Here is a 19,637-nt window from a genome sequence, read left to right on the forward strand (position 1 = left end):
TTTTTTGTCTACTTGCCGCAGACCAGCCCATCGGGATTGTCGGCCCCGATCCGCGTCGCACGCCTCCCCACTGTGCGCAGGCGGCGGGAGCGGAAATCGCATCCGCGCAGCTGGAAACGCAGCTTGCGTTCGCGAAAGTCGAGGGAGACCTTGCGGAAAGTCTCCATCAGATCGGTTCCGACCAACAAAGCTGGCTGATCGGCCAGCCCGAACACTTCGAATGGCGGGACGTCGGCAAAGGCAATCGGGACATTGCGCATGGTGATCGGGCCAAGTTTCAATTCGCGCACAAAGGCAAGTTCCAATTCGGCGGGTTTGCCGGTTACGCCGATGACCGTGAGCTGCTGGAATTCCTGACGGCCGCGGATCAATTCTTCACGCAGCAGCGAATTGCCGATCGACACTTCGGTCCCGGTATCGATAACCGCGCTGATCGGAATGCGGTTTGCTTTGACTTCGGTCAGGATCAGCTGGCCCTTATGCAGCCGCGCGGTCACGACGATTTCTCCCCGGAAGCGTTCCTGTTCCACCTTGGTGTCGTCGACGCTGATTGTCCGCTCGTCAAAGTCGAGCAATAGCCTTTGTTCAACCAGCGCATCGAGGCCGATCATGCCATCGGCGCCGATATCATCTTCCTCCAGCACCGGCAGCTCAAGATCGGTAATCGTGGTGGGGCCAAGCGTCAGCGAATCCACCAGCACCTGATCCACGCGGGCCACTTCGGTGATTCCGCCGAGCATTGTCGGCTGGCCCGCCGGCAGACCCAGCTCTCCGGCAATTTTGGTGCCCACAACCGATGTGTCGGCTCCGCTATCGACGATGAAGCGATAGGGGCCGCTGCCGTTGACTTTGACCTCAACGGTCATCCGGCTGCGCAATTTCGTGCTGTCGATCTCCTCGCCGCCAATATCCAGCCTGTTGTCGATTTCGGCGGGCGGAAGATCGGGGACACGCTGGCCCGATTTTTGTCCCTCTTCCTGTTCCTGCGCATGGGCAATTGGCGTCATGCCAAGAAGCACAGTGAACAGGATGGGGCGAAGAAAAATGCGCATGATGGGCGGCAGGCTACGCCCTTTACCGCCGCCGAGTCCAGTTTCGGCGCCAACCCGCGCCCGTTGGCGCGCTGGTTTCGCTTGCATTCTCCTCGCAAATCGCTATCAGCGCCGCTTCCCGAAGGGGATCTCGTGCGGGAGGCAGATTCGTCTGCTGTTTGACCGCTTAACATGAGCCTGCGGATATTGATCCAAGGCGACAGTGTGAAAGGAAGCCATTAATGGCCAAGAAGATTGACGGATATATCAAGCTGCAAGTGCCCGCGGGCACTGCAAACCCATCACCACCGATCGGTCCAGCGCTGGGTCAGCGCGGCGTCAACATCATGGAATTCTGCAAGGCGTTCAACGCTGCGACGCAGGACCTTGAAAAGAATGCTCCGATCCCGACAACGATCACCGTTTATGCGGACCGTTCGTTCAGCTTCACCACCAAAACCCCGCCAGCGTCCTTCTATCTGAAGAAGGCCGCCAAGGTGAAAAAGGGTTCGGGTGAGCCGAACAAGAACAAGGTTGGCCAAATCAAGAAGAGCCAGCTTAAAGAGATTGCCGAAGCCAAAATGGCCGATCTCAACGCAAACGATCTCGATCAGGCAATGAAAATCATCGAAGGCTCCGCGCGTTCGATGGGCCTCGAAGTGGTGGAGGGCTGATCCAATGGCAAAACTGACAAAAGCACAGAAAGTCCGCGCCGAACTGGATGGCGACAAGCTTTACAGCTTCGACGAAGCCATCGCGACCCTGCGTGAGCATGCCAGCAAGAAATTCGACGAAACTGTCGAAGTCGCGATCAATCTCGGCGTCGATCCACGCCATGCGGACCAGATGGTTCGCGGCATGGTCGCTTTGCCATCGGGCACCGGTAAAGACGTAAAAGTCGCCGTGTTCGCAAAAGGCGACAATGCTGACAAGGCTCTTGCCGCTGGCGCAGACAAGGTTGGCGCCGAAGACCTGATGGAAGACATGCAGGCGGGCAATCTCGATTATGACCGCGTGATCGCATCGCCGGACATGATGGGTGTTGTTGGCCGCCTGGGTAAGGTGCTCGGCCCCAAGGGTCTGATGCCGAACCCGAAGCTTGGCACCGTGACACCGAACGTGGAACAGGCCGTGAAGGACGCCAAAGGCGGCCAGGTCGAATTCCGCGTGGAGAAGAACGGCATCGTCCACACCGGCATTGGCAAAATGTCGTTCAAGGATGATGGCATCAAAGCAAACTTCGATTCGATCACCAAGGCTATCGTGAAAGCGAAGCCATCGGGCGCGAAGGGCAAATATGTGAAGAAGGTCTCGCTGACCTCGACCATGGGCCCCGGTCTGAAGATCGACCTGTCGGAGATCGAAGGCGCGTAAGCGACGATTGATCAACCGGAGAAATCAAAGGGCTGCAGGATCGATCCTGCGGCCCTTTTTTTATCCGGCTCTCAGAAGTCCGCGAATTTTCCCTAGAGCTCCGGTCCGCTCGGCCAAATTCTTTGCGCCAGCAACCGACGCATCGAAGGCATCGACCGATTTGAGCAGCATCCGGTTGGCGGCTTCGCCTCTCAGCAGAAAGAACGAACACGCCTCTACGCTGTCCGTCCCGAACATCGCCTTATGCGCGCCTTCGCCTTCGGTGAAATCGAAATAGCGATACCGTTGTTCGGCAAACAGGCGGTCCAGCGCCTCGAGTTGCAACACGGTGCCGGGTGATAGCCGCGCGTGATCCGGATCGTAGCCGAGAAAGGCGTAGTTGATCGCGTCGCCTTCGATGGGCAAGTACAGATAGCTCACCGGCTTGCCATCGGCGATTAACAGATAGGCGCGGACATTGTCTTGCGCTGCCAAGGCGCGTCGCGCGTCGTGTGATGCTGCATCTTCGGGGAGCCCGGCATTGAGCGATTTCGCCTGATACGTCCGGCGCGAGAGCGGGATCGCGAGGTCGCGGAACTCGTCCATTTCGTCCGGAGTACGATATTCGCGAAATTCAACCTCGCCGCCAATATCCTTGACCAGTTTGCGATGCTTGCGCCGCAATGTTGAACGCGTCTTTGAGGAAAAGCGCGCCATGTAATCATCAAAGCTGCCGCGCATGTCGATATAATGGCGGCGGTAAGTCTGGATGCCGCCGGCGGCCAATCCGCGATGCTCGCGCAGGATCTGCGACAGGGCGTGAGCGGGGGCCGAAAGGATACGATAGCCGTCCTGGCCGTCCGCCAAATCGGGCAACGACACTCGGCTGCCGTCGATCACTTCGGTCAGCGACAGCAACACATTCTCAAGCGCTTTGGGAACCGAAAACAGCACTTTCGATCCGACGACAAACTTGATGGGGGTCAACGCACCCATCAATCGCTGCCATAAAGAATGTTGGACAGCGCCTGCTCGGCAAGACGGATGCCCGAACGCACCTCGCTAAGCGGCAATACGGGGGCAGTCACATCGTCATTGGCCACTTCGGGCGGGCTTGCAGCATAAGTCGCGGCATGGGCCCCTTCGATTGCGCTCAATCCCGCGCAAAATCCGTCAAACCGGTTTTTGACGATGCGATTGATTTTCTGCCGGTCGCGGCTGAGCAATTCGAAGCTGTGGGAGACAATTGTGAAGCTGGGAATTTGCTGCGCACAGGCGTGCCGTATCGCGGCGAGCAATTCCCACGCCGAAAGCGCGGTAATCTGCGCGTGCCGCAGCGAACCGCCAAAACTGTCCACGCACCCGATGGGGACGACGATGGCCCCTTCATGCTCGACCGGAAGTAGGTCGTCATTCGAAAGCGAAATCTCGCAATGTCCGTCGTCAATTCCCGGCGTGTGGCTGGTTTCATAATCCAGCCCGACAGCGCTCAGCGCGCGCACCGTATCATCGTTTGAACCATAATTCCCTGAACGGAAAGCGACCGGCGTGCGCGCGCCCGCCGCGATGAGCGTATCCCGCGCATATTCAAGAATTTGAACCTGCTGGTCATGGGTAAAATCGGCAATGTTATTGCCGGTGTGGTCACCCAACGGGTTCGCTTTTCCCGCCAGTTCCAGCCATTCGGTGTGGACATGCAATTGCACGTCATGACCGCGCGTTACGATCGGTTCGACAATGTCGGTGATCGCTTCAACACCCCAGATCAGCGCAGGCATGGGATCGACGAAGAATACGCCTTTCAGGCCGTGGCGATCGAACACATCCATTTGATATTGCACGCCAACATCGCCATCGGGAGTTTCGCAAGCGATCGAGCGCCTGAAATTTTCCTCGCGCAGCCCGGTTCCTTCCGCTTTGGCAAAGCCAGCAGAATATTCGGTGTCGATAGTGATATACACCGCGGTCATGCCCGCACGCGTAGCAGCGACAGGTTAAGGTTGCGTTTGCCCTAATTCGGGCGCGTTGCGATCAAATTCCGCCGGGCGTAAAGTCGAAGCCCAGCTCACCCAATCCCTCGCACAGCACATGCATGCAGCTTTGCAATGCATCTGCGTCGGTAGAGCGGATGACAAAGTTCGAACCGACTTTGCCTTCGCGGAAAAAGGGATAGCTGCCGAGCTGGCAGTTTTCGTGCGCCTTTTCGACTTCGCGCAGCAGAGTGGAGACTTCGCTTTCGGGAATAAAGCCGCCAACGGTCTCCGAAAGGAGCGGTGCACCGCCTTCCAGCGAGCCGGTGAGCGCATCGAGCATGCCAGCGGTGATGTGCGGGACGCCCGCCATCAGATGGATGTTGCCGATCTTGATGCCCGGAGCGCCGGTTTTCTGGTTGGGGATCAGCTCTGCGCCATCGGGCACACGCGCCATCCGCAACCGCGCATCGTTCAGCCCGCCCTTGTCGCTGTAATATCGCTCCAGAATGGCGCGTGCATCGGGGTGGATGACCACACCCACGCCAAGCGCCTCTGCCACCGCGTCAACAGTAATATCGTCATGCGTCGGGCCAATTCCGCCGGTGGTGAACAGGTAATCGTTGCGCGCCCTCAGCGCGTTGACCGCCTCCACGATCCGTTCCTGCACATCGGCAACCACGCGTACTTCATCGAGCCGGATATTCTGGACCTGCAGCCAGCTCGCCACTTGGGCAATATTCTTGTCATGCGTGCGGCCAGACAGAATTTCATCGCCGATTACGACAAGTCCGGCGGTGTAGATTTTCTCGCTCATAAAGTCGGGTTAGGCGATCACGGCACGCAGGTGAAGAGCGGAAAGCTATTCCGCCGCTTCCAACTGCTGTTCCGGCTCGACCGCATTGGCGCCGGCTTTGTGCAAAGAGATCAAACCGTCTCCAACCGGGCCTTCCTGCATGATCTTGCGATCATGGATATATTCCTGATTGAGCCGCCACGGGTAAGTGACCGAATTCTTCGGCATGATGTGTTTCGACCGTTGGATATAGCCGCTGGAGAAGTCGAAAATGTCGTCCTCTTCCAATTGGTGATCCGCCGGCAAAACGGGAACAGCGACATCGCTTCCGCGCTTCTCCATCAAATTGAGAAGGCGGCAGACATATTCTGAATTGATGTCCGCCCGTAATGTCCAGCTTGCGTTGAGATATCCGAACACCACCGCCAGATTGGGCAGGTTGGAGAACATACAGCCCTTGTAATAAAACCGCTCAGCGAAATCGACGGGCGCACCATCCTGGCTAACCGCGATCTTCCCGCCCACAGCGAGCTTCAGCCCGGTCGCAGTGATGATGATATCGGCTTCTAGCGTTTCGCCATTATCCAGTTCGATTCCGTTTTCGGAAAATTTGCTGATTTTCGCAGTGACAACGCTGGCCTTGCCCGATTTCATCGCTTCGAACAGATCATCGTCGGGAACCAGACAAAGGCGCTGTTCCCACGGATTGTAGGGCGGCGTAAAAGTCGCGTCATCGTAGTTTGTGCCCAAAGCCTTGACGATGCGCTTCTTGAGCGCCTGCTTCACTTTCTCGGGCTTGCCGCGGGCACGTTTGAAACCGATGTCCTGCAGCTTGATGTTTTTCCAGCGTGTGATTTTGTATGCAGTTTTCTCGGGCAAGATCTTGCGCAGGAAATTGGCAATTGCGTCTTTGGCCGGGCGCGAGAACATCCATGTAGGTGTGCGCTGGAGCATGGTTACATGCCCGGCCTTGTCCGCCATTGACGGTACAATGGTCACCGCCGTCGCGCCCGATCCGATAACGACCACTTTCTTGCCGCTGTAATCGAGATCATCGGGCCAAAATTGCGGATGGACCACCTGACCTTTGAAATCGCCAAATTCAAAGCCGGGATCATAGGCTTCGTCATAGTCGTAGTAACCCGATGCCAGATACAGGAAATTCGCGGTCATCCGCGTTTGCGATCCGTCTGCCTGCTCGATCGTGACATGCCAGCGGGCATCGTCGCTGCGCCAATCGGCAGAAATGACTTTCTGGCTGTAGCGGATGTGCTTGCGGATATCGCGTTCGTCGACAATCGTGTTGAGATAGTCGAGAATCGCGGGAGCATCGGCGATTGATTTTTCATGCTTCCAGGGTTCGAACACAAAACCCAGCGTATGCATGTCCGAGTCAGAGCGAATGCCGGGATAGCGGAACAGATCCCAGGTCCCGCCCAGATTTTCCCGACGCTCCACGATGGCGTAAGAGCGACCCGGGCACTCCATTTCCAAATGTGCGGCCATGCCAATTCCGGAAATTCCGGCGCCGACAATCAAGACATCGAAATCGGGGGCGGTTGCTAGCATTGTCTCTCTCCTGCTGTTTGCGTTGAAGCACAGCTTTGCGGCAATTGCGAGTCCGGTTGCAGAATAATACTGACGTTGACGTAAAGTGGCGTTAGGGCGCGCGCATGCGTTTCTCCCTCAAATTTGCCGTTTCCGCGCTGGCGCTGATTTCCGCCGCGCCTGCCTTTGCACAAGACGAGGATCCGCGCGAACAGGATGAAGCCGACATCATCGTGAAGGGGCAGGGGCTCGAAGATTCGCCCGCACAAACAGCCTATTCCTCGATCGAGCTGGATCGGGTTGCGATCACAACATCGGCTTCGGGCCGGATCGAGGATGTGCTGTCATCGGTTGCAGGCTTCCAGCAATTCCGCCGATCGGACAGTCGCAGCTCCAACCCCAGCGCGCAAGGCGTTACGCTGCGCGCGCTCGGCGGGAATGCGACCAGCCGCGCGCTGGTGCTGCTCGATGGCGTGCCAATGGCCGATCCGTTCTTCGGATATATTCCGCTGAGCGCGATTGCGCCCGAGCGACTCGACACAATCCGGGTTACGCGCGGGGGCGGTTCCGGGCCATTCGGTGCAGGCGCGCTTGCCGGTACGATCGAACTCAACAGCGCCGATGCCAATATGCTGGGGCCGGTCAGTGGCTCAGTCTTTGTCAACGATCGCGGCGAGACCGAAGCCAGCGGCAGCATCGCGCAAAATTTGGGCTCCGGCTTCGCTGTTTTGAGCGGACGCTGGGATCGCGGGCAGGGCTTTTTCACGACGCCGGAGGACCAGCGTGTCCCGGCTACTGCGAGGGCCGGTTTTGATAGCTGGTCTTTCGGAGTACGCGGCGCTGCGCCGCTAACCGATTCTATCGAACTGCAAGCTCGCGGCCTGGTGTTCAATGACGAGCGCGTCTTGCGTTTTGACGGTGCTGACAGTTCCAGCGAGGGCGCCGATGCGAGCATCCGCATTGTCGGGCGTGGCGATTGGCAGTTTGATGCGGTCGGCTATTTGCAGTCTCGCAATTTCTCCAATGTGGTGATTTCTTCGACGCGCTTTGTTCGCGTACTGGATCAGCGCAACACGCCATCGACAGGGCTGGGCGGAAAGTTCGAGATACGCCCGCCGGTGGGTGCCGATCATGTGCTGCGTATGGGCATGGATTACCGGCGTTCGTCGGGCGAATTGCAGGAAGAGGCCTATAGCGCTTTCACAGGTAGTCTTCGCGAACGCCGCCGCGCGGGCGGGCGAAACAGCGATTTCGGTGTCTTTATCGAGGATGACTGGTTGATTGGTGATCTGGTCCTGACCGGCGGCATTCGCGCGAACCGGACCGTGATCGAGAACGGTTTCTATCGGGCAGTGGATGCGGACAATGTGCTTGTCGATGAAACCATCGCGCCGGATCGAGCGGATTGGTCTTTCTCCTATCGCGCCGGGGTGTCCTATGACGCGAGTGACGGGCTGCGCCTTCGCGCCGCGGCCTATCGCGGATTGCGCTTGCCAACATTGAACGAGCTATACCGGCCTTTCGTGGTTTTCCCGGTGGTGACGCAGGCCAATGACGCGCTGGAGAATGAACAGCTAGAAGGTTTTGAGGCCGGCGTTGACTTCACCCCAGCCGAGGGTGTCGAGCTCTCGGTCACGGCGTTCAACAACCGCGTTGAAAACGCCATCGCCAATGTCACTTTGTCGCCGACTTTGCGGCAGCGGCAGAACTTGTCGGCGATCGAAGCGCGCGGGATAGAGGCGGGGGCATCGATTACCGCCGGGCAAATCAGCTTTAACGGGACCATCGCTTACACCGATGCACAGGTCGATGGCAGCGGGGCATCGCTTGCATTGGATGGCAACCGTCCGCCGCAAATGCCCGAATTCGCCGCCAGCGCGACTGTTGCATGGAAGCCCGCGAAAAATTGGCTGCTCTCGGCAACTTTGCGCCACGTCGGTGCCCAGTTTGAGAGCGACCAGGAAACCGATGTGCTGCCCGCGGCGACCACGCTAGACGCTTTTGCGCAAATTCCCCTCTCCGGGAAATTCTCGCTGGTCCTGCGCGGCGAAAATCTGTTCGACGAGACTATCGTAACGCGCAATTCAGATGGCGCGCTTGACCTTGGCGTTCCGCGCACCGTTTGGGGCGGAATACGGTTCGGCTTCTAGACAACGACGCCGCGCTGTTCGTGCAGACCCATTGATACCAGCAGGCCGCTTTCGGCTTGTTCGGATTTGAAAGCGGCCTTGCTGCCCATGCCTTTCCAGTCGGCGAGGATCAGCGATTGTGCCACCGCACCGCCCAAAGTGGTTCCGGGGCCGGTGATAATGAACAGGTCGGGTGCAAACTCGCGCGCGGCGACTTCAATGGCTCGCGTAAAGTCATAGGACTCCGTCACCTGGTGACCCAGCGTATAATCCCACAGCGCTTGCGTGTCGCTGGCATGCGGCCACCAGATCGCGCCGCGCCCATCGATCATCGGCACATCCGGCTGGCCAAACAGGTCTGGCGAGAGAAGATCGCGACCTTTCTCTGCAACTGGTTGCTGCAAGCGCGTATGAAACGCCGCATGATTGCCGAGCCGCATCGGAAACCGTCCGTCGATGGCGTCCACGGCACTTTCAAACGCTTTCAATCCAGCCTCGTTACCCGCCAGCACCAGCATCCCGCCGAGGTGAATAGAGGAGAGCAAGATATGATCTGCGCGCCCGTTGATTTCTGAGACTGTCACCAGCAGATCATCGCGCTTGGCCGCATCGGGCATCCAATCATCGCCCACAAACGGGTAAACCAGTTGTCCGCCAATCAGCGCTTCCTGCATCAGCGTACCCATAGTGTTGGCCACGGTGAAGCCGTCTTCCGGCGATGTTGCTCCGGCGCAGGCAAGCGCGGAGTACCAGCCCATCGAATTGCCGGTGACCGCGACGACGTCCACAGCGCCGCGATCAATGCTTAGAAAATCACCCAGTGTAGCCGCAAAGATCAAGCCGGACGCATTGTCTCCGCGCGTATGTCTGGCGAGCGAGAACCGCTCGGCTCCATCGAGCGAGGACAGCGTTTCCTGATCGCGCGCACTGCGCTGCGCATCGAATTTTGTCAGCAGCGCCTGGTCGGGAAAATGCCTGCGTAAATACCCCAGCTCGGTCTTGTTATAAGTCCCCCGGCCGGGGCAAATGACGACTGCGCTCTTTTTGCCGGTGGTCATTGCGTGCCTCCTGCCAAAGCGGTGGCTGCTTTCACAATTCCATCGGCTGACGGCATGGTTGCAGCATAGGCCGGCCCGGTCGGGATAAGGCTGTCTTCCGCGACGAGCCGTGCATGGCGCATATCCGATTTCTCGGTGAACATTGCCATCAGCGCTTCGGCCAAGCCGCCGGTGCGGCGCGTTTCGTCAACAATAAGCACATTGGCGCAGCCCTTCGCGGCGGCAAGCAGCGATTCTTCGGGCAGAGGTGACAGCCAGTTCAAATCGATAACGCGCGTTTTGATGCCTTTGTCGGCCAGTATTTTTTGAGCCTGTAAGGAGAGATAGGTGCCGTTGCCGAATGTCACGATGGCGACATCTTTGCCGTCACCATGCGTTGTAACCTGGCCCAGTGGGAGGCGGTCTGACGGATCGGGGTAGGTCCGCAGCCATCCGCCATCGCCCGGCTCATGCAGATCACGCATCGGGTAAAGCGCAATCGGCTCCAGGAAGATCACCAGCCGCTGTTCCTCGCGGGCTAGCCGTACCGCTTCGCGCATCATCCGCGCGGCGTCCGCCCCGTTGGATGGGCAGGCCAGAATTACACCGGGGACATCGCGAATAGCGGCGAAACTGTTGTCATTATGGAAGTGCCCGCCAAAGCCCTTCTGATAGCCAAGCCCTGCAATCCGGACGACCATCGGGTTGGTAAATTGGCCATTGGAGAAGAACGGTAACGTCGCGCCTTCGCCGCGGATCTGGTCCTCGGCATTGTGGTAATAGGCAAGGAACTGGATTTCGGGGATCGGCAAGAAACCGTTCTGTGCCATGCCCAGACCAAGCCCGAGGATGGACTGTTCGTCCAGAAGCGTATCGATTACCCGCGCTCTGCCAAAACGCGCTGACAGCTTTTGCGTCACCCCGTAGACGCCGCCTTTGCGCCCGATATCCTCTCCCATCATCGCGATCTCGGGGTATTCCAGCATCAGATCGGTCAGCGCCCAATTGATTAACCGCGACATGATTTGCGGTTGGTCCATCAGCTTCATATCGCCGCCGAACGCCGCCGCACGATTTTCGGGGGCCGGGCCGTTGCTTCGCTCGCATGCACGCGCTGGCGGGATGATGCTCGCCATGACCTGTTCGGCGGTCTGCAAACGCGGCCGTGTCACCGCCTCCGTCGCAATCCGGTCAACACGCTTTGCGGTCTGGTTGTAGATATCGAGCGCCGCTGCACGGCCCAGCGCGCCTGCTTCGTCCATCAACCGGACCGAATGCAGAAGCGGATCATTCGCCTCTTCGGCCTCAACCTCTGACTTCGCCATATAAGTCGTCGGTACATCGGCGCCTGCATGGCCATAGAGGCGGATCGTGCGGATATGCAGAAAAGCCGGCTTGCGGCGTGTGCGGACATAGTGCGCCGCCTGCTGCGTTACCCGGAAAGTGTCGTAGATATCGGTCCCGTCGCAGCTGAAATATTTGAGCCCCGGTCGTGCCTGAAAGCTCGCTGCGATCCAGCCGGTCGGGGTCTTGGTCGAAATTCCAATCCCGTTATCCTCGCACACCCAGAGCAGCGGCATCGGGATCTTCTGATAGGCTGTCCAGCATGACGTGTTAATCGCGCCTTGTGCGGTCGAATGATTGGCCGAGGCATCGCCGAAGCTGCACATTACAATTGCGTCATCGGGCAATAGTTTATGCTCTGGCGGCTGGCGCTTGGCGAGGCCGAGCGAATAGGCCGCGCCAACCGCTTTGGGCAAATGGCTGGCAATGGTCGAAGTCTGCGGCGGGATTGTCAGAGCTTTGGAGCCAAGGACCTTGTGCCGCCCGCCCGAAATCGGGTCTTCGCTGGAACAGGCAAAACTCAGCAACATGTCCCAGGTGATGGTTTGGCCCGGCACCTGTTCTGCCCGCTGGATTTGAAATGCGGCGTCGCGATAATGCAAAAATGCCATATCGGTGGGGCGCAATGCAGCTGCGACTGCGGCCATTCCTTCATGCCCCGACGAACCGATCGTGTAGAAGCCTTCGCCCTTGCTTTGCATCGCGCGGCTGGTGCGGTCGAGTGCACGCGTCAGGCAGCCAGATCGATAGATCGAAACCGCCAGAGCTTCGCCAAGCGGCCCTTCTGGATTTGCGCCTTGGGGCAGGTCACCATCCGCGACCCGGCGGAGGAAATTGTCATGTACGATTTGCGCGCGGTCCATCCGCCACCTTTAGCCGCCTTTGCTATCAGCGGCCAAGCCTAGTTTCATCTGCAACCAATGGCCGGGAAGGAAATGCTAGATGCGAACGCCGCCATTGGCCCAACCTTCCGCCGCCGTCCGGTTGAGCGAATCGGGCCCGCCATCTTCCATCAGCTCGTCTTGCATGGCGCGCGTTTCCATCAGCGCCTTGGTTCCGATACTCTCTTCGAATTCGATCCCGACTGAATCAGGAGCGGTCCACACCAATTGGCCGAAGGTTTCATGCCCGTGCCACGTCAAAACGGCATCGATACCGACGCGCAATTGCTCTTCGATCTTGCGATTCTTGCTCAGGCCCAGCTTGGCCCCGGTGAGCGAAATATCCTGCAGGACAACATTTTCCGTGCCGAACATCGTCGTCAACTGACCAGGCAACAGCGTTGCCAGGCGGCTCTTGTGCCGCCGGGCTCCGTTTACGCTGTTACGTTGGTTTACATTCGCCATGAAGTGCGCCGTAGCACCAACAGGTTATCGCAGATTTAATGCTCAGTTGTGCGGGCGGTTAGGCAGAAATTTCAGCGCCTTGAAGCGCGGCCTCGCCGTCAGCTGCTGCCAATATTCTTAAAAAGCGTGGCGGAAAATGGCGGAGACGGAGGGATTCGAACCCTCGATAGGATTACTCCTATGGTTCCTTAGCAGGGAACTGGTTTCAGCCACTCACCCACGTCTCCGGATCGCAGCGGCATTGGAAGCATAGCTGCGAAGTGGAGCGCGCTATAACGGGGCTCTTTGCACCGGGCAAGTGGAGTCACGAGAAAGGCTGAAATTGGCAATCGCACACGCAAAAGACTCGCTTCGCCGCAATTTCGATTCGATTCGTCGCCGGTTCATTGCCGCTTCACCTGTCAGCGACTCTGTTGCGGGCCTACCTGTCCGTTTCGCGGACATAGGAGGACCTATGAGCATCGTATCCATCGCCCGTTCGCATTTCCGCGGCCTTTGCGTGGCCATTGTGGGCTCTGCCGCTCTCGCTGCCGCCCCGCTTTCCGCGCAAACGATTGATGTCGTCGATCCCGATGATGCCTATGCCATCGATGGCGATCTTGCCGAACAGCCAGGCGACCAGCCGGTCTATGCTGACGAACAGGCCGCAGATGCCACCGATGCACAGCCCAGTTTCGAAGAACAAATGGCCGGCGCGGTCGACGAAGCAGATGTTGCACCAAACTGGTCCGATCCGGTTGTAACGTCGAGCGATCCCGAAGTGGCTGCGTCACAGGCCTCTGCAAACCCGGCCGGAGCGGCCGCGCAAGGCGATACGTATAAGGAAGACGATTTGATCGGCGCTGCCGAAGGCGTGTTCGGCAAAGGCGCCGAAGGCGTCGCCAAAATGATCCAGAACCTGCTCAAGGATCAAGGTGAGCCAAACGCGTATATCGTCGGGCGCGAAGCGGGCGGTGCGTTTGTGGTTGGCGCGCGCTACGGTTCGGGAACCCTGTTCCACAAGGTCGAAGGCGAACGTCCGGTCTATTGGACCGGTCCGTCAATCGGCTTTGATGCGGGCGCCAATGCAGGCAACACTTTCGTGCTGGTCTACAATCTTTACGACAGCGAAGAGCTGTTCAAACGCTTTCCTGCCGGTGAAGGGCAGGCCTATCTGGTTGGCGGAATGCACGCGAGCTATATGCGCCGCGGTGACACGGTTCTGATCCCGATCCGCGTGGGGGCAGGGCTGCGGCTGGGCGTCAATGCCGGGTATATGCGCTTTTCGAAAAAGCACCGCTGGCTGCCGTTCTGATACGCCGGTGTAAGTGAGCCTTACGGGTTGCAACAATAACTAGGCGTCAAAAGACGCATATTGTGGTTGCGAGTATCCGCGTCCCTCGGCAATGGGGGGCATCATGCTCGACCGTTTGAAACCCCAATCGCCCGACGCGCTTCTTGCGCTGATCAAACTCTATGCCGCCGATGAACGAGCGGACAAGATCGACCTTGGTGTTGGTGTTTATCGCACCAATGAAGGCGATACTCCGGTGTTTGCGGCGATCAAGGCCGCAGAGGCGAGGCTGGTCGCCGAGCAGGACAGCAAAAGCTATCTCGGCCCCGAAGGCGATCTGGGCTTTGTTCATGCATTGATGCCTTATGTGTTCGGCGATGACCCGACTATGGGCGGACGGATCGAAGGCATGCAGACGCCGGGCGGAACAGGCGCTGTCCGTCTGGCCGTTGCGGTGGCGAAACAGGCTGGCGTCACCGCCATTCACATGGGTACGCCCAGCTGGCCCAACCATGCGCAAATCCTGTCCGATGTGGTGATCGATTTTAAACCTTTCGATCATGCCAATGACGATGGAACCGCCAATATCGACACCGTATTGCAGGTGATTCGCGCTGCTTCGGAAGGCGAAGCGGTGTTGCTGCACGGTTGCTGCCACAACCCGACCGGCATTGACTACACTGACGACCAATGGGACGCGATTGCCGCGGCTTTTGCAGACAGCGCGGCGCTGCCCATTCTTGATATTGCCTATCAAGGGCTGGGGCACGGTCTGGACGAGGATGCCTATGGGATCCGCAAAGTCCTCGCTGCGGTTCCCGAAGCGCTTGTTGCCTATAGTTGTGACAAAAACTTCGGAATGTACCGCGACCGGGTTGGCGCTCTTTATGTGATGGCGCGCGATGCCGATGGGCTGCCTGCTATTCTCTCAAACCTCAACGCGTTGGCGCGGGCCAGCTGGTCGATGCCGCCTGATCATGGCGGTGCGGCAGTGCGGGTGATCTTGAACGATGCGGATATGACCGCGCAATGGCTGGAAGAGCTGGCTACGATGCGCGCGCGGATGCGCCGAGTGCGTGACCGGCTGGCCGAAGCGGGCGATGTCGGCAGCCTCGATCTGCGTCCGCTGGGGCACCAGAACGGGCTGTTTTCGGTGTTGCCACTGAGCAAGGACCAGATCCAGCAATTGCGAGACGATCATGCGATCTACATGGCGGGCTCGGGCCGGATCAACATCGCAGGATTGCATCAAGGCAATATCGACAAATTCATCTCCGCACTCGCGGAAGTGACCGGATAGTTGGACCGCCAGCCGATCCTCGAAGGGGAGCGGTTATTTCTCCGGCCGCTGGCCCGCGAGGATTGGGACGCTTTGTTCGCAGTCGCTTCGGACAAACGCATCTGGGAACAGCACCCGATGCACGATCGCTGGCAGGAGCCGGTGTTCCGCGAATTTTTCGACGACGCGTTGGCCAAGAGTGGCGCGCTTGCGATCATCGACAAAGCGAGCGGCAAGATTGTCGGCTCGTCACGGTATCAGGATCATAAGCCCGACCAAGGCGGTTCGGTCGAAATCGGCTGGACTTTCCTGGCCCCTGCATTGTGGGGCAGCGGCGCGAATGCGGAGCTCAAGCGGCTGATGCTAACCCACGCATTGGAATCGGTCGAGCGGGTCAATTTCCGGGTCGGCGAAACAAATCTTCGATCGCGCAAAGCGATGGAGAAAATCGGCGGGCGGCTGACCGATGAAACCCAGATTGTTCAACTGCCCGATGGGCCCGCCGTGCATGTCATCTATGCAATCACGCGCGCGAGTTTTGCCAAAGGGCCGCTGAGCTAACCACAATTCGCGCGTGAATTGCTTTGGCCTGAGCTTATCCGGCCAGGCTCTGCATACGCTTAAGATAGCGCGCGAGCACGTCGATCTCAAGATTCACCGAGTCGCCAGTTGCCAGATCGCCCAGAGTGGTAACTTCGGCAGTATGCGGAATGATGTTGACGGCAAAATCGCACGCGCCATCGGTCCGGTCGCGAATGTCGTTTACGGTCAGCGAAACACCTTCGATCGTGATTGATCCCTTGGCCGCAATGAACGGAGCGAATTCCGCCCGTGCACGAATTGCCAATTGGGTCGAACCGCCTTCTGCCTTGACCATCACAACTTCGCCAACCGTATCGACATGGCCGGTTACTATATGACCGCCCAACTCGTCGCCAACTTTCAGCGCCTGTTCCAGATTGAGTTTGCGGCCTTCTGTCCATTGATCTTTGGCAGTGCAGGATGCCGTCTCTGCGGACACATCGACAGCGAACCAAGCATCACCGGCCTCCCCGCCACGTTCAACAACCGTCAGGCACACGCCCGAACACGCAATTGATGCGCCGATCACAATGGTGTCCGGATCGTAGGGGCAAGCAATCACCGCGCGCAAATCGCCTTTGGATTCGATCTTGGTGATGCTTCCGATTGCCGTGATAATGCCTGTAAACATCTAATTTCCTTCGCCCGTACTGGGTCTGACGCGGTCATAGGCTTCGTATGTGTCACTGCCAAGCATCCGCTGATCGGCCAACATCCACCGGCCATGGGCATCCGCAAGTGTACCCAGGCCAATGTCGCTGATCGCCGATCGGCCGCTGCCCAGAATAATCGGCGCGCGGTATAACTCCATCCGGTCAACCAGATCCGCTTTCAGGAAAGAGGCCGCGGTTTCGGCCCCGCCTTCGACATAGAGATATTGGACATCCTCAAGCGATCCGATTTGTTCGGGCCGATTGATTATCTTCACATCGTCGGGAACCACACCGCGGGTGAGCACAATGCGCTGCGGGCTTCTGTTTTCGAGGCCCTCAAGCCGGACATCGAGCCGGGGTAGATCCCCGCGCCAAGTGCCGCCTCCGACCAGGATCGCATCGCTTTGCGCGCGGCGCGAGTGAACATGCGCGCGCGAAGCCTCGCCGGTAATCCACTGGCTTTCTCCCGATGGCAGCGCGATAAAACCATCCAGCGACATTGCGAGTTTGAGTGTCACAAATGGGCGCGCTCCGGATTGCCGGGTCAGATAGCCGCTCAAGCTGGCAGTGGCTGCGGCATTTTCCATCTGGCTGACCTTGATGCCCGCTGCGCGCAATTTTTCCGCGCCGCTTCCCGCTGTCCTGGGATCAGGGTCGGTCACCGCATAAACGAGCTTTGCAATACCCGCTTCGATTATCGCATCGCTGCAAGACGGGCCGCGCTCTGACACATGCGCGCAAGGCTCGAGCGAGGCGTAGAGCGTGGCTCCTTTGGCGCAGGCTCCGGCCTGATCGAGTGCCATTTTCTCTGCATGAGGGCGGCCGCCGGGCTGGGTCCAGCTGCGCCCGATTACTTTGCCATGTTTGACAATTACCGCGCCGACAGAGGGATTGGGGCGCGACAAGGGGCGGCCGCGCATTCCCAGCCGCGCGGCGGCGCTTAACCAGTCAGCGTCGCTTGGCTTGGTCACTCTGCCGGTTCATCGCCGCCGTCAGCGGCGCTCTCACCCAGCGCAGCGGCGCGTTGCTGTTCTGCAGCGGCTTCTTCTCGGGCGCGTTCTTCTGCAGCTTCGCGCTCGATCTCTTCCGGGTCCATGCCGGAAACCCGGGCGAGTGTGCGATAAATTTCTTTCTTGCGCTCTTCCCGCTCAGCCAGAATCGCTGCACGCTGTTCTTTGCGTTTCTGGTTCTCGATATTGGCGGCAATGATATCCGCTTCGGTGCGCTCGGGGTCGAAGGTCGTGATATAGGTCACTTCAGGGGGCACGGGCGGACCGATTACTTCCTCTGTGACAATGAAATAGAACAATCCCGTGGTGATCAGCATAGAGGCCGCGAGAATGCGGTATTTATAGGGATGCGGGCGGCGGAACTCGCTCCACAAATCCTGAAAACCTTCTGTCGGATTGAGTTTGCTGATCAGGCTCATAGGGCCAAGATAAGGCGGATGGGCGCAAATCGCCAGAGTTTTGCTCGGCGTCGCGGCGGCGATCTATCCGAATTGGCTATAAAGAGAGCGGCCTTTCGCTTTCAGCCACGCATTGGCGCCGTCCATATCGCCCTCGAAGATATCATCGAGAAGCGCATAGAAAGCCGCGCTGTGATCAAAATGCACAAGGTGCGCGACTTCATGTGCCACGACAGAGCGGCGGACCTGCTCCGGCGCCATGATCAACCGCCAATTGATGCGGACCGTTCCGCTGCTGGAGCAGCTACCCCATCGGCGCTGCGCCCGCGACAGCGCGAGCTTCGGTTTGGGGACGCCTGCGACTGCGCAATAATGCGCCAGATCCCGTTCCATTGCCGACAGACCTTCGGCGCGAAGCCACCGCTCGATCCGGCCATGCAGGCCTTCTTCGGGGCCTCCCACCATCAGCTCCGATCCGGCCAAGCGCGGTTTTCGGCGCGCAGCCGGGTCCCACGCGATCCGTATCGGCGTTCCGCAAAAGAGGATGTCTCCACCCGGGCCCGGCGGTGCGATCTCCTCAACACCCTGCAATTGCGCTTCCAGCCATGTCTGGCGTGACCTGGCAAATTCCAGCGCATCGGCAGACTGGCCCCATCGCGGCATGGTCACACGGATCTCGCTGCCATCGGGGGCGAGCCGCAGGATCAGACGCTTGGCCGTGCGGTGCCGCTTGATGGCAATGGGCAAAGACCGTCTGCCAACTTCCAATTGCAGGGGGCGATCCTGCTGCGCAGATCGGGGCCGCAGCCAGTCGATCATTCTGCGTCCCATTCGGTCAAATGATGTTCCAGCGGGCCGGCATCGTTCTCGCTCACCACGCGTCCGGCAACAGATATGCCTGCCTGTTTCACAGCCTCGCGATCGCCAGAGATCAAATAGTGCCAGTCTTTCAGCGGCTTCCCGGCGGCGCGCAATTTGTACGCGCAGCTCGCCGGTAGCCATCTGACCTCAGTCACCAATTTCGGGGTCAGGCGCAGGCAGTCGGGCACATAGGCCTTGCGATTGCGGTAATCCTTGCATCGCGCAGTCGCGGTATCGAGCAATTTGCAAGCGACATTTGTGCCTTCGATCTTGCCGGTGTCTTCGTCTTCCAGTTTATGCAGGCAGCATTGGCCGCAGCCATCGCACAAGGCCTCCCATTCGGCGCGATCAAGCTGATCGAGCGGGAGTTCCCAGAATTTGTCCCTCAATGCACCCATTTGCCAAGCTCAGCTGCCACCGCATCGGGGCCTTGGTCGGTCGGCAAAAGCGCTAGCGGCTTTCCTTCCGGATCGAACAGATAGGTGATGGCATAATGTTCCATATCATATCCGCCGCCGGGCATGTCTTTGCCGCGAGAGAAGGGGATGCCGAACAGCGCCGCTGCCGCTTTGATATCCTCCTCAGATCCCGTTAGCCCGATGAGCTGATTGGGCACACCGTCGGGATGGAAGCCTGAAACAAATTCGCCGACAACTTCGGGCGTGTCGCGCGCAGGGTCGATAGTGATGAAGATCGGCTGGATCAGCGCAGCCCGTTCGCGATCCGATTTGGCGAAGTTCTGGAGGCCAAGCGTCGTACGCGCCAGATCGGTCGGGCAAATGTCGGGGCAGAAGGCAAAACCGAAATAGACGATCCGGTACTTCCCGTTGAAATCAGACCACTTCGTCGGCTTGCCGCTGCTGTCGGTCAATTCAAACGGACCGCCGATTGTTGCGCCCTCAAGCGGGGGGCGCTCATCGGGCAGCGGAGCGGTTGGATTGCACGCCGACAAAGCAAGCGCAGTGAGGGGCAGCATCAGTTTCAGGGGGTTCATCATGGCGCTCGGGTTCATGCTCTGCTAATTGGA

The 19,637-nt window shown here is 58.9% G+C and carries 20 protein-coding genes and 1 tRNA gene; 6 read left to right on the top strand and 15 right to left on the bottom strand.

The window, feature by feature from the left end; genetic code table 11:
• Positions 1-8: 8 nt before the first annotated feature.
• Positions 9-1,052, bottom strand: coding sequence for an aspartyl protease family protein (locus GRI41_RS00570; RefSeq protein WP_160602726.1), 1,044 nt, complete (start codon positions 1,050-1,052; stop codon positions 9-11).
• A 221-nt stretch (positions 1,053-1,273) separates the two neighbouring features.
• Here GRI41_RS00570 and rplK point away from each other — a divergent pair, with 221 nt between their 5' ends.
• Positions 1,274-1,705, top strand: coding sequence for a 50S ribosomal protein L11 (gene rplK, locus GRI41_RS00575; protein ID WP_160602727.1), 432 nt, complete (start codon positions 1,274-1,276; stop codon positions 1,703-1,705).
• Positions 1,706-1,709: 4 nt separating this feature from the next.
• On the top strand, positions 1,710-2,405 hold the full coding sequence (rplA, locus tag GRI41_RS00580; protein ID WP_160602728.1) for a 50S ribosomal protein L1: 696 nt from the start codon (positions 1,710-1,712) through the stop codon (positions 2,403-2,405).
• A 60-nt stretch (positions 2,406-2,465) separates the two neighbouring features.
• Here the strand turns inward: rplA and GRI41_RS00585 are convergent, their stop codons facing one another.
• The 4 genes from GRI41_RS00585 to GRI41_RS00600 all read right to left on the bottom strand — a co-directional run bounded on the left by GRI41_RS00585 (position 2,466) and on the right by GRI41_RS00600 (position 6,719).
• Positions 2,466-3,380, bottom strand: coding sequence for a GNAT family N-acetyltransferase (locus GRI41_RS00585; protein WP_160602729.1), 915 nt, complete (start codon positions 3,378-3,380; stop codon positions 2,466-2,468).
• Positions 3,380-4,354 carry a polysaccharide deacetylase family protein gene (locus GRI41_RS00590; protein ID WP_160602730.1) on the bottom strand — a complete coding sequence of 325 codons (975 nt, stop codon included), beginning with the start codon at positions 4,352-4,354 and terminating at the stop codon, positions 3,380-3,382. The genes GRI41_RS00585 and GRI41_RS00590 overlap by 1 nt, the downstream gene beginning before the upstream one ends.
• A 61-nt stretch (positions 4,355-4,415) precedes the next feature.
• Positions 4,416-5,171 carry a competence/damage-inducible protein A gene (locus GRI41_RS00595; RefSeq protein WP_160602731.1) on the bottom strand — a complete coding sequence of 252 codons (756 nt, stop codon included), beginning with the start codon at positions 5,169-5,171 and terminating at the stop codon, positions 4,416-4,418.
• 45 nt (positions 5,172-5,216) lie between these two features.
• On the bottom strand, positions 5,217-6,719 hold the full coding sequence (locus GRI41_RS00600) for a flavin-containing monooxygenase (protein ID WP_160602732.1): 1,503 nt from the start codon (positions 6,717-6,719) through the stop codon (positions 5,217-5,219).
• Between the two features lie 104 nt (positions 6,720-6,823).
• Here GRI41_RS00600 and GRI41_RS00605 point away from each other — a divergent pair, with 104 nt between their 5' ends.
• Positions 6,824-8,848 carry a TonB-dependent receptor plug domain-containing protein gene (locus GRI41_RS00605; RefSeq protein ID WP_160602733.1) on the top strand — a complete coding sequence of 675 codons (2,025 nt, stop codon included), beginning with the start codon at positions 6,824-6,826 and terminating at the stop codon, positions 8,846-8,848.
• Here the strand turns inward: GRI41_RS00605 and GRI41_RS00610 are convergent.
• The 4 genes from GRI41_RS00610 to GRI41_RS00625 form a co-directional block, all read right to left on the bottom strand.
• Entirely contained in the window at positions 8,845-9,885 is a 1,041-nt protein-coding gene (locus tag GRI41_RS00610; RefSeq protein WP_160602734.1) for an ACP S-malonyltransferase, read from the bottom strand. The genes GRI41_RS00605 and GRI41_RS00610 overlap by 4 nt on opposite strands.
• Positions 9,882-12,071, bottom strand: coding sequence for a thiamine pyrophosphate-dependent enzyme (locus GRI41_RS00615; RefSeq protein WP_160602735.1), 2,190 nt, complete (start codon positions 12,069-12,071; stop codon positions 9,882-9,884). The genes GRI41_RS00610 and GRI41_RS00615 overlap by 4 nt, the downstream gene beginning before the upstream one ends.
• 75 nt (positions 12,072-12,146) lie before the next feature.
• Positions 12,147-12,554, bottom strand: a complete 408-nt coding sequence (locus tag GRI41_RS00620; protein ID WP_160602736.1) for a PilZ domain-containing protein — start codon at positions 12,552-12,554, stop codon at positions 12,147-12,149.
• Between the two features lie 137 nt (positions 12,555-12,691).
• A tRNA-Ser gene (locus GRI41_RS00625) sits at positions 12,692-12,781 on the bottom strand.
• A gap of 227 nt (positions 12,782-13,008) precedes the next feature.
• On the opposite strand from GRI41_RS00625, the gene GRI41_RS00630 reads away from it, so the two are divergent.
• The 3 genes from GRI41_RS00630 (at position 13,009) to GRI41_RS00640 (ending at position 15,667) form a co-directional block, all read left to right on the top strand.
• Positions 13,009-13,848, top strand: a complete 840-nt coding sequence (locus GRI41_RS00630; RefSeq protein ID WP_160602737.1) for a DUF1134 domain-containing protein — start codon at positions 13,009-13,011, stop codon at positions 13,846-13,848.
• A gap of 103 nt (positions 13,849-13,951) precedes the next feature.
• Positions 13,952-15,127, top strand: a complete 1,176-nt coding sequence (locus tag GRI41_RS00635) for an amino acid aminotransferase (RefSeq protein ID WP_160602738.1) — start codon at positions 13,952-13,954, stop codon at positions 15,125-15,127.
• Complete coding sequence (locus tag GRI41_RS00640; RefSeq protein ID WP_160602739.1) at positions 15,128-15,667, top strand: GNAT family N-acetyltransferase; 540 nt, start codon at positions 15,128-15,130, stop codon at positions 15,665-15,667.
• Positions 15,668-15,701: 34 nt separating this feature from the next.
• Here GRI41_RS00640 and GRI41_RS00645 read toward each other — a convergent pair whose 3' ends face one another.
• From GRI41_RS00645 to GRI41_RS00670, 6 genes are all read right to left on the bottom strand, one after another.
• Positions 15,702-16,319 (bottom strand): riboflavin synthase, encoded by a 618-nt coding sequence (locus GRI41_RS00645; protein ID WP_160602740.1) that lies wholly within the window; start codon positions 16,317-16,319, stop codon positions 15,702-15,704.
• A complete protein-coding gene (gene ribD / locus GRI41_RS00650) occupies positions 16,320-17,312 on the bottom strand; it encodes a bifunctional diaminohydroxyphosphoribosylaminopyrimidine deaminase/5-amino-6-(5-phosphoribosylamino)uracil reductase RibD (RefSeq protein WP_328600490.1) in 993 nt (330 codons plus the stop codon).
• Positions 17,309-17,770 carry a hypothetical protein gene (locus GRI41_RS00655; protein ID WP_160602741.1) on the bottom strand — a complete coding sequence of 154 codons (462 nt, stop codon included), beginning with the start codon at positions 17,768-17,770 and terminating at the stop codon, positions 17,309-17,311. Before GRI41_RS00655 ends, ribD begins: the two co-directional genes overlap by 4 nt.
• A 63-nt stretch (positions 17,771-17,833) precedes the next feature.
• Positions 17,834-18,568 carry a M48 family metallopeptidase gene (locus tag GRI41_RS00660; protein WP_160602742.1) on the bottom strand — a complete coding sequence of 245 codons (735 nt, stop codon included), beginning with the start codon at positions 18,566-18,568 and terminating at the stop codon, positions 17,834-17,836.
• Positions 18,565-19,008 (bottom strand): YcgN family cysteine cluster protein, encoded by a 444-nt coding sequence (locus tag GRI41_RS00665; RefSeq protein ID WP_160602743.1) that lies wholly within the window; start codon positions 19,006-19,008, stop codon positions 18,565-18,567. Before GRI41_RS00665 ends, GRI41_RS00660 begins: the two co-directional genes overlap by 4 nt.
• Positions 18,996-19,607 (bottom strand): SCO family protein, encoded by a 612-nt coding sequence (locus tag GRI41_RS00670; RefSeq protein WP_160602744.1) that lies wholly within the window; start codon positions 19,605-19,607, stop codon positions 18,996-18,998. Before GRI41_RS00670 ends, GRI41_RS00665 begins: the two co-directional genes overlap by 13 nt.
• Positions 19,608-19,637 lie beyond the last annotated feature (30 nt).

This window comes from Pontixanthobacter aquaemixtae (assembly GCF_009827395.1).
GTDB lineage: Bacteria > Pseudomonadota > Alphaproteobacteria > Sphingomonadales > Sphingomonadaceae > Pontixanthobacter > Pontixanthobacter aquaemixtae.